At 39.3% G+C, this 15,775-nt stretch carries 15 protein-coding genes; 14 read left to right on the top strand and 1 reads right to left on the bottom strand.

Features of this window, described 5'->3' with window-relative positions:
* Positions 1-20: 20 nt before the first annotated feature.
* The 11 genes from HGJ98_RS13330 (at position 21) to HGJ98_RS13380 (ending at position 9,462) form a co-directional block, all read left to right on the top strand.
* Complete coding sequence (locus HGJ98_RS13330; protein ID WP_291351898.1) at positions 21-2,012, top strand: heme lyase CcmF/NrfE family subunit; 1,992 nt, start codon at positions 21-23, stop codon at positions 2,010-2,012.
* Positions 1,993-2,475, top strand: coding sequence for a cytochrome c-type biogenesis protein CcmH (locus tag HGJ98_RS13335; protein WP_291351899.1), 483 nt, complete (start codon positions 1,993-1,995; stop codon positions 2,473-2,475). The genes HGJ98_RS13330 and HGJ98_RS13335 overlap by 20 nt, the downstream gene beginning before the upstream one ends.
* Positions 2,476-2,486: 11 nt before the next feature.
* Positions 2,487-2,855 (top strand): hypothetical protein, encoded by a 369-nt coding sequence (locus tag HGJ98_RS13340; protein WP_291351900.1) that lies wholly within the window; start codon positions 2,487-2,489, stop codon positions 2,853-2,855.
* The gene (locus tag HGJ98_RS13345) at positions 2,842-3,306 is read left to right on the top strand and encodes a hypothetical protein (protein WP_291351901.1); all 465 of its coding nucleotides are present in this window, start codon (positions 2,842-2,844) and stop codon (positions 3,304-3,306) included. Before HGJ98_RS13340 ends, HGJ98_RS13345 begins: the two co-directional genes overlap by 14 nt.
* On the top strand, positions 3,290-3,988 hold the full coding sequence (locus HGJ98_RS13350; protein ID WP_291351902.1) for an ABC transporter ATP-binding protein: 699 nt from the start codon (positions 3,290-3,292) through the stop codon (positions 3,986-3,988). Before HGJ98_RS13345 ends, HGJ98_RS13350 begins: the two co-directional genes overlap by 17 nt.
* Positions 3,989-4,672, top strand: a complete 684-nt coding sequence (locus HGJ98_RS13355) for a heme exporter protein CcmB (RefSeq protein ID WP_291351903.1) — start codon at positions 3,989-3,991, stop codon at positions 4,670-4,672.
* A complete protein-coding gene (locus HGJ98_RS13360) occupies positions 4,672-5,358 on the top strand; it encodes a cytochrome c biogenesis protein (RefSeq protein WP_291351904.1) in 687 nt (228 codons plus the stop codon). The genes HGJ98_RS13355 and HGJ98_RS13360 overlap by 1 nt, the downstream gene beginning before the upstream one ends.
* Before the next feature lie 10 nt (positions 5,359-5,368).
* Positions 5,369-5,500, top strand: a complete 132-nt coding sequence (locus tag HGJ98_RS13365; protein ID WP_291351905.1) for a CcmD family protein — start codon at positions 5,369-5,371, stop codon at positions 5,498-5,500.
* A 479-nt stretch (positions 5,501-5,979) separates the two neighbouring features.
* Positions 5,980-7,062 (top strand): Fe(3+) ABC transporter substrate-binding protein, encoded by a 1,083-nt coding sequence (locus HGJ98_RS13370; protein ID WP_291351906.1) that lies wholly within the window; start codon positions 5,980-5,982, stop codon positions 7,060-7,062.
* Positions 7,063-7,188: 126 nt separating this feature from the next.
* Positions 7,189-8,787, top strand: coding sequence for an iron ABC transporter permease (locus HGJ98_RS13375; RefSeq protein ID WP_291351938.1), 1,599 nt, complete (start codon positions 7,189-7,191; stop codon positions 8,785-8,787).
* A complete protein-coding gene (locus tag HGJ98_RS13380) occupies positions 8,788-9,462 on the top strand; it encodes an ABC transporter ATP-binding protein (protein ID WP_291351907.1) in 675 nt (224 codons plus the stop codon).
* A 112-nt stretch (positions 9,463-9,574) separates the two neighbouring features.
* Here the strand turns inward: HGJ98_RS13380 and HGJ98_RS13385 are convergent, their stop codons facing one another.
* Positions 9,575-11,239 carry an ATP-binding protein gene (locus HGJ98_RS13385; protein ID WP_291351908.1) on the bottom strand — a complete coding sequence of 555 codons (1,665 nt, stop codon included), beginning with the start codon at positions 11,237-11,239 and terminating at the stop codon, positions 9,575-9,577.
* A gap of 532 nt (positions 11,240-11,771) precedes the next feature.
* Here HGJ98_RS13385 and phnD point away from each other — a divergent pair.
* Genes phnD through HGJ98_RS13400 form a run of 3 tightly spaced genes read left to right on the top strand, consistent with a single transcriptional unit; the run spans position 11,772 to position 15,698 of the window.
* Positions 11,772-12,755, top strand: a complete 984-nt coding sequence (gene phnD / locus HGJ98_RS13390; protein WP_291351909.1) for a phosphate/phosphite/phosphonate ABC transporter substrate-binding protein — start codon at positions 11,772-11,774, stop codon at positions 12,753-12,755.
* A complete protein-coding gene (locus HGJ98_RS13395; protein ID WP_291351910.1) occupies positions 12,752-15,073 on the top strand; it encodes a PAS domain S-box protein in 2,322 nt (773 codons plus the stop codon). The genes phnD and HGJ98_RS13395 overlap by 4 nt, the downstream gene beginning before the upstream one ends.
* Positions 15,060-15,698 carry a response regulator transcription factor gene (locus HGJ98_RS13400; RefSeq protein ID WP_291351911.1) on the top strand — a complete coding sequence of 213 codons (639 nt, stop codon included), beginning with the start codon at positions 15,060-15,062 and terminating at the stop codon, positions 15,696-15,698. The genes HGJ98_RS13395 and HGJ98_RS13400 overlap by 14 nt, the downstream gene beginning before the upstream one ends.
* The last annotated feature ends 77 nt before the right edge of the window (positions 15,699-15,775 follow it).

The following is a 15,775-nucleotide window of genomic DNA, read 5'->3' on the forward strand; positions in this document are numbered from 1 at the left end:
GAAAATGGGAGGACATCATTGTGTCTAATTTTGGTACGATCGGATTGTCGATTGCCTTTGGGATGGGGATCTATTCCGTAGTTGCTTTCTTTATGTTTAATAGTAATAGAGGACTAAAATATCTCCTAAGCGCTAAAAATGCCGTTTATGGAACAGCACTTTTTACGACGCTAAGCGTCTTTGCTATGCTCTACGCTTTAATAACCGGCGATTTTTCAATTGAATATGTAACCCAATATACAAGTCAGGATCTGCCGACCATCTATAAATTAACGGCTCTGTGGGCGGGAAATGCCGGTTCACTATTATTCTGGGCTTGGATACTTGTTCTATTAGCAGCCCTTGTTACAGTTTCGAAAGAAAATAGAGAGTATATCCCCTACGCCAGCCCTATCATGATGGTAGTCAGTGTATTTTTCTTATTTATGCTAAATTTTGTTTCCCAACCTTTTGTACAGCTACTAAATCCGCCACCGGATGGAATGGGCATGAACCCAATGCTTCAGAACCCGGGGATGGTAATCCATCCGGTTACCTTATATCTAGGATATGTTGGCTTCACTGTCCCCTTTGCCTTCGCGATGGCAGCCCTCATTATGAAAAATCCGGGTGACCAGTGGATTAAGCTGACTCGAAAATGGACACTTATCTCATGGCTGTTTTTAACACTGGGTAATTTATTTGGGGCCCAGTGGGCCTATGTAGAATTGGGCTGGGGTGGTTACTGGGCCTGGGACCCCGTAGAAAATGCTTCGTTAATGCCTTGGCTTACCGGTTCTGCTTTCCTGCATTCGGTCATGGTCCAGGAACGTAAAAATATGCTCAAGATATGGAACATGGTTCTAATTATCGTTACTTTCGGCTTAACTCTTTTTGGAACGTTCTTAGTCCGAAGTGGGGTTGTCGCTTCCGTTCATGCCTTCGGGAATTCTAGCTTAGGTGCTTACTTCCTGATCTTTACCTCATTAATAATTTTAGCAGCCTTATATCTGGTAGCCGACAGAATCAACCTGCTTCGCCAAGGAAATCAGTTTGAATCCTATATATCTAAGGAAAGCAGTTTTTTATTGAACAATTTGTTACTCGTGGGTTCCGCCTTTAGTATCTTTTGGGGAACTGTTTTCCCTATTGTTTCAGAAGCCGTTGTAGGCCAAAAAATTGCCGTGGGAATCCCTTTCTTTAATCAGGTCAACGCACCCATAGGTTTAGCCTTTACGTTGCTCATGGGAATTTGCCCATTGATTGCATGGCGGAAGGCTAATTTTGAAAATATTGCTAAAAATTTTCTGTGGCCATGGATTATTGCGATCATAGGCATGTTAGTGATGGTTTTTATAGGTGGAATAACCAAACCTTATGCTTTAATTGCCTACACTATCTGCGTTTTTGTGATTTCTTCAACCCTCCAGGATATTCTTAAAGGAGTTCGGGTAAGAAAAAAGTTGACCGGAGAGAACCTCATAGTATCTTTAATCAGGCTCTTAAACAAAAACAGACGGCGCTATGGCGGCTATGTAATTCATATGGGAATTGTGATGATGATTGTAGGGATCACAGGTTCAAATATATTTAACAGTGAAGCTGTCAAAACGTTCAAGCCAGGAGAAACTGCTGAGGTTGGAGGCTATACTATCTCTTTTAAGGGACTTCAGCAAACCTCAAGGGATAATATGGAGGTTATTTATGCCGATTTGAGCGTGATCCACAATAATAACGATATAGGGAACTTACAAGTGGAGAAGGTTTTTTACTCAACCTCAGAACAACCCATGACGGAACCAGCAATTATCTCGACGTTCAAAGAAGACTTATACGTCCTCTTAACAGGATGGGAGGATGACGGGTCAGCAATTTTCAAGATCCATATCAATCCTCAGATAAAATGGCTGTGGACTGGGGGATGGGTTATTGTCATAGGGGTTATATTCGCCCTATGGCCCGGAAAGGGTAGTGGGGTTGGAAGCCGATATCTTGGGAGAGGAGAGGTGTCCTATGGCAAGAGGGCTCGTTAGAAAGATAAGCCTGACCGGGATTCTCCTGGGGAGCTTTTTACTGCTTAACATTTCCCCTGCTTTAGCCAGTACTCAAAGCGATATTGAAAACAGCTTGATTTGCCCAGCTTGTTTTGCCGAGAGTATGTCTGTAGCAGCATGTCAAGATTCTACTGCCCAGCAGATTAAAGAAGAAATACGCCAAAAACTCGCATTAGGGCAGACGAAGGTAGAAATTATTAAAACCTATGTAGATCAGTATGGAGAAGGAATTTTAACAAGTCCTCCTAAAAAGGGCTTTAATTTAATGGCTTGGGTTATTCCTTTCCTGGGTATTATGATGGGAGGAACCTTGATATATTTGGCTCTAAGTCGATGGGTCAAGGTTCCAAGCGTGAAAAAAAGTCATGCAAAAACCAAACCCGGGGCTCTGGATGATTATTATGAGGCCAGGGTTGAAGAGGAATTTAAAAAGTATTTATAGGAGGGGTTGAGTTGGAACTTGTTATTGGGTTAATCATGATTGCCGGCGCTATAGCCATTATTGGATATCCATTAATTCAGAAGGATATTCATAACTTGAAAGTTAAGCCGGCGAAAAATATACCCCTCGGCTATGAACAGCAAAAAGAAATAGTCATGTCCTCCATAGGAGAAATCGAATTTGACTTTAATATGCATAAGCTGACTGTTGATGATTATCAGGAATTGAAAGCTTTATATAAAGAAAAAGCTGTACAACTGCTCAAAGATCATGACAAAGTTTCTGGAGTAACCGAAAAGGATCTGCTTAGAAAATTAGAAGAAGAAATCGAAGCTGACTTAAAAAGTCTAAAAGGACCAGACGCCAATGAAAAGGGTTAAAATGCTAATGGTTTTAGGTAGTCTTACAGTGTTCTCCCTTTTTCCTGCTTTGGGAGTTCAGGCAACCCCCACTCTTAGTTCAGGATACCAGGACAACGTACTGTTTCATTCTCCGAGCCATATGGCAAAGTGGAATAAAAGCACATTAAAGGGTCTTGATCCTCACGTCTTGGTAGCTTTTATGGGCTTAATGCTCGTCATGATTCCAGGCACCTTCCTATACCGAGGCCGCAAAAACCAAGCCAAGGTTCAAGAGGTAGAATCTCAAACGGATGTGGCTAATTCAGCGATCAAAAAGCAAATAGTCTTAGCCAAAACTCGCCAAATTGAAGAACACTTTGCCCAAGGGAAAATTACTCAAGAAGAATATACTAAGACTTTAGCTAGTTATAAGGCTCTTCTTAATAAAATGGAAGAAGAGAGGAGACGGACCGTTGATAGAAGGGATTAATTTATCTAAAACCTATGGTAACAAAAACGTACTAAGGGACATTTCTTTAACGATTCCTAAGGGCGAGTTCACAGCTGTTTTAGGACCTAATGGGGCCGGGAAATCGACGCTCCTGAAAATCCTAGCTTTAATGTCCAAACCCGATTCCGGAGAGGTTAAAATCGGGAAACAATCGTTTGTTAACCTTAAAGGTGAATTAAAACGTAAAATTGGTATCCTATCACATAGCTCTTTTTTGTATCCAGAGCTTACAGCCTATGAAAATCTTCAATTTTACGGGCGTCTATATGATGTTCGTCATTTAGAAGAGCAAATAATATCGGTTATTAAAAAGGTCGGGCTCTTGTTAGCTTTAAATGAACCGGTCTATACCTTTTCGAGAGGCATGCTGCAGCGTCTATCCATAGCTAGAGCGTTAATTCATAGTCCGGAAGTAATATTTCTGGATGAACCTTTTACAGGATTGGACCAGCAAGGCATCAGTTTGCTTCAAGACGTATTAAAAGATCTAAAGTCCAGTCAGAAAACCATACTTATAGTAACCCATAGTTTTGAACAGGGGATGGAGGACGTTGATCGGATACTAATTATCAATAAAGGGCAGATAGCAGCCGACTTTCCCACTGAGAATCTTCAAGCTGGAGATTTAAAAAGAATCTACGTTGAAAAGGTGGCCAGTTAAATGGGTAGGGCACTCGCTCTAATCATAACTATCTTTAAGAAGGATTTGGTCGGCGAGTTTCGAGCAAAAGAGTCTGTTGTAACCATGGTTACCTTTTCGGTTCTGATTTTAGTCCTTTTTAGCATGGCTTTTGAACCGTCAAGAGAGACTGTTAGGGAAATCCTGCCTGGTCTTATTTGGATGAGTCTGATTTTTTCCGGAATTCTAGGTCTTAACCGCACCTATGCAAGGGAGAGGTTTAATGACTGTTTGATAGGTATCCTGTCATCTCCAATTGCTCCTTACCACATTTATATCGGTAAGGCGGCAAGCAGCCTAGTACAGCTTTTTATCGTAGAAATAATAACGTTTCCTTTGTACTTTGTCTTTTATGACCTTGAAATCGATGGATCTCTAGGGATTTTGTTGTTAACAATGTTACTGGGTTCGGTGGGCTTTATTTTAGTGGGAACCTTTCTTGCGGCATTAACCAGTAATCTTAGGTCTAATGAAGCTTTGCTGCCGGTTATCCTATTTCCGTTACTTGTGCCGGTTTTGTTAGCTTCTATAGAAGCAACTTCCGCAATCTTTGCCGGATTAACACTTAATCAATATCTGCCGTGGCTTAAACTAATCCTGGTTTACGATCTTGTATTTCTAGTAGTACCCTTATTGCTGTTTGATTACCTGATGGAGGTGGATTAATGAAGCATTCTTCTTTACTAAAAAGAGTTCTGTTGGCTTCGACCTTTGTTTCAATGTTAGTTTCTTTGTACTTAGTGTTTGTTTGGGTTCCCGTAGAGAGGCAAATGGGGCCGGTACAGAAGATTTTTTATTTTCATGTTCCGTCAGCTTGGGTAGCCTTTATTGCATTTTTTGTAGTTTTTGTAGCAAGCCTAATGTATTTGAAAACAAGATTAGAAGTATATGATATTATTGCCGGAAGCTCGGCCCAGGTGGGGGTTGTTTTTACAACAATTGTCTTGATTACGGGTCCAATTTGGGGTAAGGCTTCTTGGGGGACATGGTGGACGTGGGACCCAAGGTTGACCACAACCTTGATATTATGGTTTATCTATTTAGCTTATTTAATTATTCGAAACTCGGCAAAAGGGCATGAAAAAAATCTTAGGCTCGCGGCTGTCTTTGGGATCATTGGGTTCATAGACGTACCTATCGTCTTCATGGCGGTTCGATGGTGGCGGACGATCCATCCGGTTGTTTTTGAAGCTAATAACATTGGTCTGCCACCCTCTATGCTTACTACATTAATGGTATGCTTGTTAACGTTTACCTTACTCTATTCCGTATTACTATTAAAAAGCATGAAGATTGAGCAAGTGGAACGCAAACTACAAAATCTTATAAGTGAGGCTCTAAAAGCTTATTAAGGAGGTTTCAATGGATTATTTGTTTTGGGGATATACAGTGATATGGGTATTACTATTTTGCTATGTTATTTACTTGGATTTTAGAGAAAGAACGATTCAGGCTAAACTTAACCAGTTAGAAATGGTGTTAGGAAAAAAGTGAAGATAGTTTTTTAACGTAGTTATTACTTTTTGCAGATTTGGAAGCTCAAGGTACAAGTTTCTGCTAAAATTTAAAGACAGCCGACTCGGCTGTCTTTAAATTTGTCTATATAAAGCTTCTGAAGTTGGTCACTTTAACCGAATATTAAGCTCTTAGTCTCATTAATCGATACTATTTAATATTACTATAATTGCTGCACCAGTATCACTAAGGACTGCAACCCATAAAGTAAGCCAACCTGGGAATTTTTATGGAGTTAACTGATAACCAATATTAGATACATGGGAGAGCATATCTATTTAAATTTGATACAAAATCAAGTTCTTCGGATGAATAGCAGGGTATCAAAAAAGCTGTTGACAAATTAGATGAATGAAGTATACTCATAAGTGAGAATGATTTTCAATATCTTGAACGCGTGCAAGATATAAGTCAAAGGGTATGAACTATTTTTGGAAATTTGGGAGGAGAAACACATTATGAAAAAACGTCGCTTTGCAGGAATGCTTGCTGTACTTACACTAGCTGGAGCAGTACTTACGGGTTGTTCAGCAACTCCATCGACTACAGTTCAAACGGAATCCAGTTCACCGCAAGGGGAAAAAACAAGTCAAGTTGTCAATATTTATTCTGACCGACATTATGAGACGGATAAGCTGCTCTTAGAGGAGTTCTCTAAGGAAACTGGGATCAAGGTCAATGTCATCGAAGGGAAATCCGATGAATTGATTGAGCGTCTTGCTCGGGAAGGGAAAGATTCTCAAGCGGATCTGCTTGTTACAGCGGACGTCGGTAGACTTCATAGGGCAAAAGAGCAAGGGTTATTACAGTCCGCAGTATCGGATACCTTATCTAAAAACGTTCCAGAGAATCTAAAAGATAAAGACAATCAATGGTATGGTTTAACAGTTCGGGCGCGAGTCTTGGTTTATGCCAAGGATCGTGTAAATCCATCCCAATTATCAACGTACGAAGATCTGACCGATCCCAAGTGGAAAAAGAAAATTCTCTTGCGTAGTTCAGACAATATCTACAACCAATCCTTACTTGCTTCGTTTATCGCTGTGAACGGGGAAGAAAAGGCGAAAGCATGGGCTAAAGGAATTGTTGACAATATGGCCCGTACTCCCAAAGGATCAGATCGGGATCAAGCAAAGGCTGTAGTCGCAGGCGAAGGAGATGTCGCCATCATGAACACGTATTATTATGGCCTCCTCCTAAATTCTTCGGATTCCGAAGAAGTCAAGGTCGCTAAACAACTTGGGGTCTTCTTCCCAAATCAAAGCACAACAGGTACTCACATTAATGTCAGTGGAGCTGGTGTAACTGCATCAGCAAAGAATAAAGAAAATGCGATCAAATTGGTTGAATTCCTTTCTAGCGAAAAGGCCCAGAAACAATTTGCCGAAGCAAACTATGAATACCCGGCTAACCCTGCTGTTGAGCCTTCAGACCTTTTGAAGTCCTGGGGAAGCTTTAAACCACAGACTATCAACCTCACGAAACTAGGCGAGAATAATAAGAACGCTGTACAGATCTTTAGTCAAGTGGGTTGGAAGTAATCCTGCGAGTCGACAAAGGCAGCCTAGAGAGGCTGCCTTTGTTGGTATGGTAGTTATAGATAGATTAAGGGCGGTGTAAATTTGAGGAGTGGTAGCAGTATCAAACGGAGCTTTAACCTATGGGGAATGTTGAGTGCGTTTTTCGCTGCACTGATTATCTTACCTAATGTTGACCTATTTGGGAATTTGTTTGTTCAACCGAATGAGAATTGGTATCACATAAAAACCTATTTACTAAAAGATTATATTACCAACACTTTAGTAATCATTGGTTTTACTGGTATATTTACAGTTTTGGTTGGTAGTGGGCTGGCATGGTTGATCTCCGCTTATGATTTTCCAGGAAGAAGGATTTTTAATTGGGCTCTGATTCTACCATTGACAATTCCGCCTTATATTGGGGCGTACACTTATAATGGGATTTTAAACTATACCGGAGTCGTACAAAGGCTTCTCAGAAATGTCTTGGAAGTTCAGGTCAATCCAAAGTGGTTGGATATTATGAACATTCAGGGAGCAATATTCATTTTTGCTGTCTTTTTATTTCCGTATGTCTATACCGTCACTCGTGCGTTTTTAGCCAACCAATCAGCGTCTCTCATTGAAAACGCGAGGTTGTTAGGTAAGAATTCACTAGAAATTTTTGTTCAGGTAGTTTTACCTATTTCGAGGGGGGCCATCTTAGGTGGGATGACTCTCGTTATTTTTGAGGTACTCAATGATTACGGAGTAGTCTCTTATTTTGGAGTGCAAACATTTAGTACTGCTATTTTTAAGGCATGGTTCTCTATGGGGGATATCGACACTGCCGTCAAGCTTTCAGGAGTTTTGATGACTATTGTTATTAGTGTATTACTGCTTGAAAGAGGATTAAGAGGGAGAAAAAAATACAGTTATACCACCTCTAAAGTAAGGCCAATTGTACGGACTCAGCTTAGGGGGATGAAGGGGTTTGGGGCTTTTTTCGTCAGTTTTATCTTTCTTAGTTTAGGGTTCATAATTCCAGTCCTTCAACTCCTTGTTTGGAGTACCTTAACTTATAAAAAGGTTCTTAATATAGCATTTCTTAAATTGCTCGGGAATTCGGTCATAGTAGCGCTGGTGGCAGCGTTGATTATCTTGGGGGTTGCTGTGATCATTGCGAATTTTTCTAGGCTTCAAGAAAACTGGGTTGGGAAGCTTTTCTCAAAGGTCACTTTGCTTGGCTATTCGATTCCAGGAGCCGTTATTTCTATTGGAGTGATTCTTTTCTTTGTAGATTTTGATCGTAAGCTAGAGTGGTTCTATAAAGCATTGAACCCCAACTCGATCACTTTGGTTCTCAGTTCGAGTGTTGTTATGCTAATCTTTGCTTATTCCGTTCGTTTCTTAGCCGTTGGGTACCAATCCATTGAAGCGGGGTTTGAAAAAGTGGGGAAGAAGTTTTTTGAAGCCTCTCGTATGCTTGGAAACGGGGTAACCAAAACGTTCTTTAGAGTTGACCTCCCTATGATTAAGCCGTCGGTTATCAGTGCTTTCGCTTTAACCTTTGTGGATATCGTTAAGGAGCTTCCACTAACCCTTATCCTAAGACCGTATAATTTTAATACGCTAGCTACTAAAACTTATGAGTATGCCACGGATGAAATGATTCGTGAGGCTGCAATTCCTGCCTTGTTGATTATTATAGTAAGCATTGCTTCCGTGTATTTGCTAAATAAACTTGGAGAAAAGGAGGGAATCTAAATGTTTGCCGAAATACGAGGATTGTCCTTTAGATATAAGAATTCATCTGTAGATAACGTTAAGGACTTTAATCTAGAAATGAATCAGGGTGAAGTTACCTGTATCTTAGGAGAAAGTGGAAGTGGTAAAAGTACAGTTTTGCGACTTCTCGCTGGACTTGAATTTCCTTTAAACGGTCAAATGCAAATCAATGGAAAGATACTATTTAATGAACATGAATTCGTGCTTCCGGAAAAACGAGGAATTGGGATGGTTTTTCAGGACTATGCACTCTTTCCCCATATGACGGTGGAGGAGAATATCCGGTTTGGTTTAACGAATTTGAGTAAACAAGAAAAAACCGAACGAATCCGTGAAATGTTGGAACTTGTACATTTAGAGGATTATGCTAGGCGTTACCCCTACGAATTAAGTGGAGGACAACAACAAAGGGTGGCGATTGCGAGAGCGGTTGCTCCGAAGCCATCGATTCTCTTGCTTGATGAACCCTTTAGTAATTTAGATGCCCATTTACGTCAATCGATTCGGGAAGAGTTAAACGGAATTCTCAAGGATACTGGGATGACTTCGATTTTTGTGACTCATGATAGGGAAGATGCCAAGAGTATCGCAGATCAGGTCGTGATCTTAGATAAAGGGGTGACGATTGGGAAAGGAAAAGCCATAATTATCTGAGTTTATTACTCTCAATTTCTTCGTGTTGCATTTTTCAATTAAGCAAGCTTTAATTATTACGTACCTTTCAAACCCGTGGAAGTGTTGTAGAAGTCGAACATCCAATTCGAATCTAGCAGGCATCGAAACGAACATTAAATGTGGTACCAGATGTTCCAGTATTAAAATTCATTGAGGCATTATGCCTGGCAACAATGCTATAACAAGTGGACAATCCTAATCCGGTGCCATTATCTTTAGTAGTGAAGAAGGGAGTGCCAATTTTGTCTATCAAATTAAAATCTATCCCTTTCCCTTGATCCTGAATATCTAGAGCTACTGTATTATTTATCATGAAAGTTTTTATTGTGAGTTTTCCGCCGGGAGACATTGCTTCAAAACCATTGCGAACAAGGTTAAGAATAAGCTGACGAATTTCTTTACCATCGGCTAACACATTCTCAATCTTATCTAGTTCCAGTTCAACATATTTTTCGTCAATGGTTGCATCAGCTTGAATCAAAGGAAGAAGGCTTTTTATAACAAAATTAAGGTTTTGCTTTGTTAAATCCACTGGCTTATTTTTGGCCAGTGAAAGGAATTCGGCAATTAATGAAGTTGCCCTATCAAGTTCACTTACCATTATCGAAAAATAATCCCCATGACATTCATATTCCTTTTTCTTACTGAGTAACTGCAAAAATCCTTTTACGGTTGTCATTGGATTTCTAACTTCGTGGGCTATACCAGCTGCCATTTCACCAATTAGGTTTAAACTATTTAGATGAGATAATTCTCTTTGATACTGTCTGAGTTCAGAAATATCTGTTTTTGTACCTACCATACATTTTTCTCCATTTAAATCAATCATAACTCCGGAAAATAATGTATTAAATATTTGACCCGTTTTTTTATAACATTTAATTTCATGGTTATATGCAAATCCATGTTCAAAAAGTTCTTTGTAAAATATAGTGCGATCATTGATGTCTACCCACAAATTTAGATCCAATGGAGAATGATTAATGAACTCGTCCCTAGTATAGCCATGCATTTTAAGACAACACACATTTGCATCAATAAATTGTTCTCTATCAAGAGAGAACAACGACAAGGAAACTGGGCTATAATGAAAAACCTTATAAAAGCGTTCTTCAGATAAGCGTAATAACTCTTCCTGCCGTCTTTGTTCTTCTAGAAAATGGATCTTCTGAATAGCAATTTCTACTAAATCAGCAGCTGAGGCTATAAATTCAATTTCGTCCTTCCGCCAAATACGATATTTGTTAACTTGGTCAAACGTAAGGCAGTAATAATCTTGCTCGTTAAAAAAGAATGGATAATAAAGAGCGCTTTTAATCTGCATTGTCTCGTGTAGGATTGCCCCCGAGCCATCGCTGGAAAAACAAGGACCGTAATCATTTGCATGAGTTTCCAGCCAATGTCGATAATTTTTCATATAAGTGCAAGCATCGATAAAAACATCTAAACTGTAAGTATCCCTAAAGGAGATAACATTGTGTGTTTGGAGGTTAAGCCATTCGCATTGATCAATTATTTGGCGCTTGGTAAAGTCCACCTTATATATTAAGGAGCGGTCAACGCACAAAGTTGATCCGACAATTTCTACCATCGATCGCAAAATATCGAGCGTATTGTCATTGCGTATAATTGTTTTAGCAATAAGGTTGAGGGCGCTCGCGAAGGAAAGGCGCTCTTCTAATTGCTCATTATATTTACTAGACCCTCTCAATTCAGATAGTAGTTGTTTGTCCCAATCTTTTTCCTCATCGCCCATATGAACCTCCGAATTATCGATTACACAGAGAAGGTATTCTTTATTAAGTCTTTATATCCTTCCGAGAAAGGGTGAAATATGAAGTTTCAAAGAATTTTCTTGATTTTTTAAAATGATAATAAGAAGTCGAGAATTGAATTATTTGATGTGCGTTCTCTCGGAGAGGTTGGAGTAAGTCATCGCTCATTCAAAACTGGGATAGATCAAAACTCTAGTATATATAGGAACGATTAAGCAACGAGGTCTTCAGAGCCCCGTTGCTCTTTTAATTTATTGAAGGATTCACTATAGTTAAATGATGAAAGGTATATTTGTGGATCGATACATAAGCTGTCAAGTTCGACCCACGAGTGGTCCTGCAATCACTTGACTAAAATCATGAACCAGACGATTTCTCGCTCTAGTCATAGCGATATAGAACAATTAATTAAGAAAGAGGTCTTCAAGCTATTTAACGTAAGATAAAGCAGTACAGATAAAATCATGCTATAATGTCATTATTATTTTTTATATGGAGTGAAATACTTTGGCCATGAATAAGACGTTTGAATCTCTACAAAAGGTCATTCTAAAGTATTCAGTAAAAGCTATTTTTCTGTTCGTTGTTCTATCAACATTACTTACAGGGTGTAGTAGCCAAGCAGAAAAGGCTATCGATATCGATTTAGACAACCGATCCTATACAGAGGCTCGCTCAAATTCCCAAGAAGTATCGGATGTTATTTATTTAGGCTTTGACAGAAGGCTAGAAACTAAAGAAGATGTAAAGATGTATGTTCCTTTATTAAACTACTTAGAAAAGGAAACTGGATATCAATTTAAGGTTCATGTTACTCCCGTCAACTCAAGTGTTGTCGAGGAGTTAGGACTGGAGAAAATTCAAATGGCAGCTATTGGAACTCTAGGTTATCTACAAGCGTCTGAAAATTATGATGCTATTATTACGGTTAAAGGACTCAACATGGAAGATAAAGATAGGTATAAAGCCGCGATTGTAACTCGTCCCAATAGTCCAATAAAGACAATATCCGATATTCGTGGCCGGTCTTTTGCTTTCGGCGATCCTGCCTCAACCCAAGGACATTTGATTCCAAGAATCATGTTATCTCAAAAAGGGATTGAAATCAGTTCGCTTAAGTATTTTCAAAACTTTGCTTCTCACTCTGAAGTCGCAAATGCTGTCATGAGTGGTAGATTCGAGGCAGGTGGTATGCAGGATACTCTTGCAAAAGCATTGGAATCTGAGGGTCTCTTGAAAATTGTTGCCGTTTCAGAGGAATATCCGAGTAGTGGTATCGCTTTTTCAAAAGGTGTAAACAAAGATGTTATTGATAGAATTACACAGGCACTAGTTAAGTTCGATCCTAAAGGGAAGGAGAAGGCCTATCTGTACCATTGGGAAAGGTCCGAAATGCCACATGGATTCACATATGCAAATGATCAGGATTACTACGAACTTAGAAATTGGGCCGATAAATTTGGATTACTGAAAAAAGTGGAGGGTGAAATTAAGTGAAACTAAGCTCCAAGATGATTATCATCACGATGATACTGATTGTTGTCATGGGGCTTTTAACTATGGGAGCAATTACTACAATTGTTGAACAAGCAATGACCCAACAGTTAGAGGAACAGGGTTTAACATATGCACGCATGGCGGCTGATAATGTTGCCAATCCCCTTCTAGATGGAAACATTCTTATTGTACAGCGTACGATAGAAAACTTATTGCAAACTGGTTCTGGAATCGCTTATGTCTATGTTATTGACAATACTGGGAAAGTAGTTGCCCATACATTTAGTGGAGGTTTCCCAATTAATTTAACAACTATCAATATTTTAGAAACGAATCAACTTACGAACATGATTCTATTGAATGTGCAGTCTCAAGGCTTAATTCGAGATGTGGGGGTTCGGATTTTAGAGGGGCTAAATGCTGAAGTTCATGTTGGTTTTAGCCAAAACAATATTCTCCAATGGATTTATAATGTCAGAAAACTCATGTTCAACCTGACGTTGTATGGAGTTTTGTTAGGATCAGTTGCCGCATTAATTTTAAGTAGTTTGATCACCAAGCCGTTAAAAAAGTTAGCAGCTCATGCTTTACGGCTAGGGAAAGGGGATCTAGAAGAGGATATTATAATTAGAGGTAAGGATGAAATCGTAGAGTTGGCCCTTTGTCTTAACCGAATGAGGAAGGATTTATTTACGGGTATGCAGAAGCTTCGCCAGTCTGAAGAAAGCAATCGAACCTTGCTTGAAGCCATAAGTGCTGCCGGAGAAGGGATTGCTGTATTTCAAGATAATGGGAGTCAAAAGACTGTCATGAAGTTTGTCAACAAACAATACGAACACCTAACAGGATATACCAAAGAAGAACTTCTGGAAATGGGAGTAAATCAGATTGTGCGTCCTGAAAGCAGGGAACAAGTCAACGAAGTTTGGAATCGATATCACCAAGGGTCAAAACTTCCTAAACAAATAGAGATCTCAATCAAAAGAAAAGACGGTTCGAAACTCTATGTGGAAGCCAGTTATTGTACTATTACCTATGAAGGAAGTCGGGCCATAATCTGTATTAACAGAGATATAACCGAGAAAAAGAAGACTTCATTGGAAATAATCCGAAAGAACCGAGAACTTGCAGCGCTGAATGAACTTTCTAAGGCAATAAGTGGCAGAATGGATTTAAAGGAAAAGTTAAACGAAGCATTAAACACAATACTCCAAGTTCTCGGAAAACAAGCTGGTTGGATTTTTATATATAATCAGTGGGAAAATGAGACTCAGGTTGATCTCATATGTCAAATAGGTATCCTACCAGAAGAGGCTTTAGCTCAAACTCAGGAATTTCAAAATTGTAACCACTTTGCAAAACCTAACTCTAATTCCGTTCAGGTCCATTCTTCTTTGAGTACAGCTTGCCCTATTAAGCGATTAAAATTGCCTGATGGAACAAAAGCCTTAAGTCATGTCTATGTGCCACTAACCTATAAAGGGCGCGTTCTAGGAGTCTTAAATATTATTGACTCCGATCCCCAATCCTTCACAAAGGAAGATCTTAACCTACTTAACCCAATTGGATTGCAGCTTGGTGGTGCAATCGAAAATGCTGAGTTGTGGGTTGAACTTAATAAGAAAGAAATGTTAAGGAAACAACTCTTAAATAAAGTAATTACCGCCCAAGAAGAAGAACGAAAGCGAATTGCTCGTGAATTGCATGATGAGAGTAGTCAATCTATTGCAGCACTCAGTGTTGGATTAAAATCTGCCATTGAAATTATGCGACTTGATAAAGAGTATGCTTTGGCAATTCTTGAAGATTTGAAGAAGAATACTTCCACGATTCTTAAGGAATTACATCATATTATTTATGATTTGAGACCATCTCTTATTGATGATTTAGGTTTGTTACCCGCTCTTAGGTGGTATGTTGAAAGCCGATTGGAAACTACAGGTATTGAACCCCAGGTTACGTTTTCAGGAAACCCCATACGACTTCCTGACGAAGTAGAGATAACCATCTTTCGTATTGTACAAGAATCAATTACCAATGCCATTAAGTACTCAAATGCGGAGAACGTGTATTTAGGACTGGAATTCGGCCATAACTCCTTAGTAGTGTCTGTTGAAGACGATGGTGTCGGATTTAATGTGGAAGAATCGCTTGATCAAAAGGGCGGAAAAGAATCCTTCGGACTTTTAGGGATGAGGGAGAGAGCAGAATTAATCGGTGGAAAACTAGATATTTACTCCTGGAGTACTAGAGGTACCAGGATAACCTTAAAGCTCGATTTCCCTAGTTTAGAGGAGGAAAGATATGAAGAAAATTAAAATCTTTCTGGTCGATGACCATACCATCTTTCGTCAGGGTATTAGATTACTTTTAAACTTGCAAAGTGATCTAGAAGTCATTGGGGAAGCTGACAACGGAGCGCAAGCAGTTTTAATGGTACAGCAACTCAATCCCGATGTTGTTCTGATGGACATTGCTATGAAAGGTATGGATGGGCTAACTGCCACAAAGGACATCTTGGCTGTGTCACCCAAAACTAAAGTTGTTCTCTTAACCCAACACGAAAATAAAGAATATATTCTTCCTGCATTAAAAATTGGTGCTGCTGGTTATGTTCTCAAAAGGGCAGCAGCAGATGAAGTCGTAAATGCTATTCGAGCAACGTACCAAGGACGTTCATTTTTAGACCCAGAAATAGCAGATATTGTGGTCAATGCTTATAGGCAGGGAAGTGAGGATGCGTATGAGAGCCTAACTGAGCGAGAAAGAGAGATTCTTATTCTTCTGGCTAAGGGTCATACTAATAACGAAATCGCCCCCATTTTAAATATAAGCCCAAAGACGGTTGATTATCATCGATCAAATCTCATGAAAAAATTAAAGCTTCATAGTAAAGTTGAATTGACCAAGTATGCCTTAAAAAGAGGTCTTATCCAGTCATAGGCATAGTCTTACCAAGGTGTTTACCCAGGGTGCTTTTTAGGTGATTACTGTAATTTATCATTACATTCACCTGATAC

This window comes from Desulfosporosinus sp. (genome assembly GCF_014237355.1).
Classification (GTDB): Bacteria; Bacillota; Desulfitobacteriia; order Desulfitobacteriales; family Desulfitobacteriaceae; genus Desulfosporosinus.

Coding starts and splice junctions, on each gene's coding strand:
- HGJ98_RS13335 (WP_291351899.1), top strand. CDS start 1,993: ATGGCAAGAGGGCTCGTTAGAAAGATAAGCCTGACCGGGATTCTCCTG.
- HGJ98_RS13345 (WP_291351901.1), top strand. CDS start 2,842: ATGAAAAGGGTTAAAATGCTAATGGTTTTAGGTAGTCTTACAGTGTTC.
- HGJ98_RS13355 (WP_291351903.1), top strand. CDS start 3,989: ATGGGTAGGGCACTCGCTCTAATCATAACTATCTTTAAGAAGGATTTG.
- HGJ98_RS13360 (WP_291351904.1), top strand. CDS start 4,672: ATGAAGCATTCTTCTTTACTAAAAAGAGTTCTGTTGGCTTCGACCTTT.
- HGJ98_RS13365 (WP_291351905.1), top strand. CDS start 5,369: ATGGATTATTTGTTTTGGGGATATACAGTGATATGGGTATTACTATTT.
- HGJ98_RS13370 (WP_291351906.1), top strand. CDS start 5,980: ATGAAAAAACGTCGCTTTGCAGGAATGCTTGCTGTACTTACACTAGCT.
- HGJ98_RS13375 (WP_291351938.1), top strand. CDS start 7,189: ATGTTGAGTGCGTTTTTCGCTGCACTGATTATCTTACCTAATGTTGAC.
- HGJ98_RS13380 (WP_291351907.1), top strand. CDS start 8,788: ATGTTTGCCGAAATACGAGGATTGTCCTTTAGATATAAGAATTCATCT.
- HGJ98_RS13385 (WP_291351908.1), bottom strand. CDS start 11,239: ATGGGCGATGAGGAAAAAGATTGGGACAAACAACTACTATCTGAATTG.
- phnD (WP_291351909.1), top strand. CDS start 11,772: ATGAATAAGACGTTTGAATCTCTACAAAAGGTCATTCTAAAGTATTCA.
- HGJ98_RS13400 (WP_291351911.1), top strand. CDS start 15,060: ATGAAGAAAATTAAAATCTTTCTGGTCGATGACCATACCATCTTTCGT.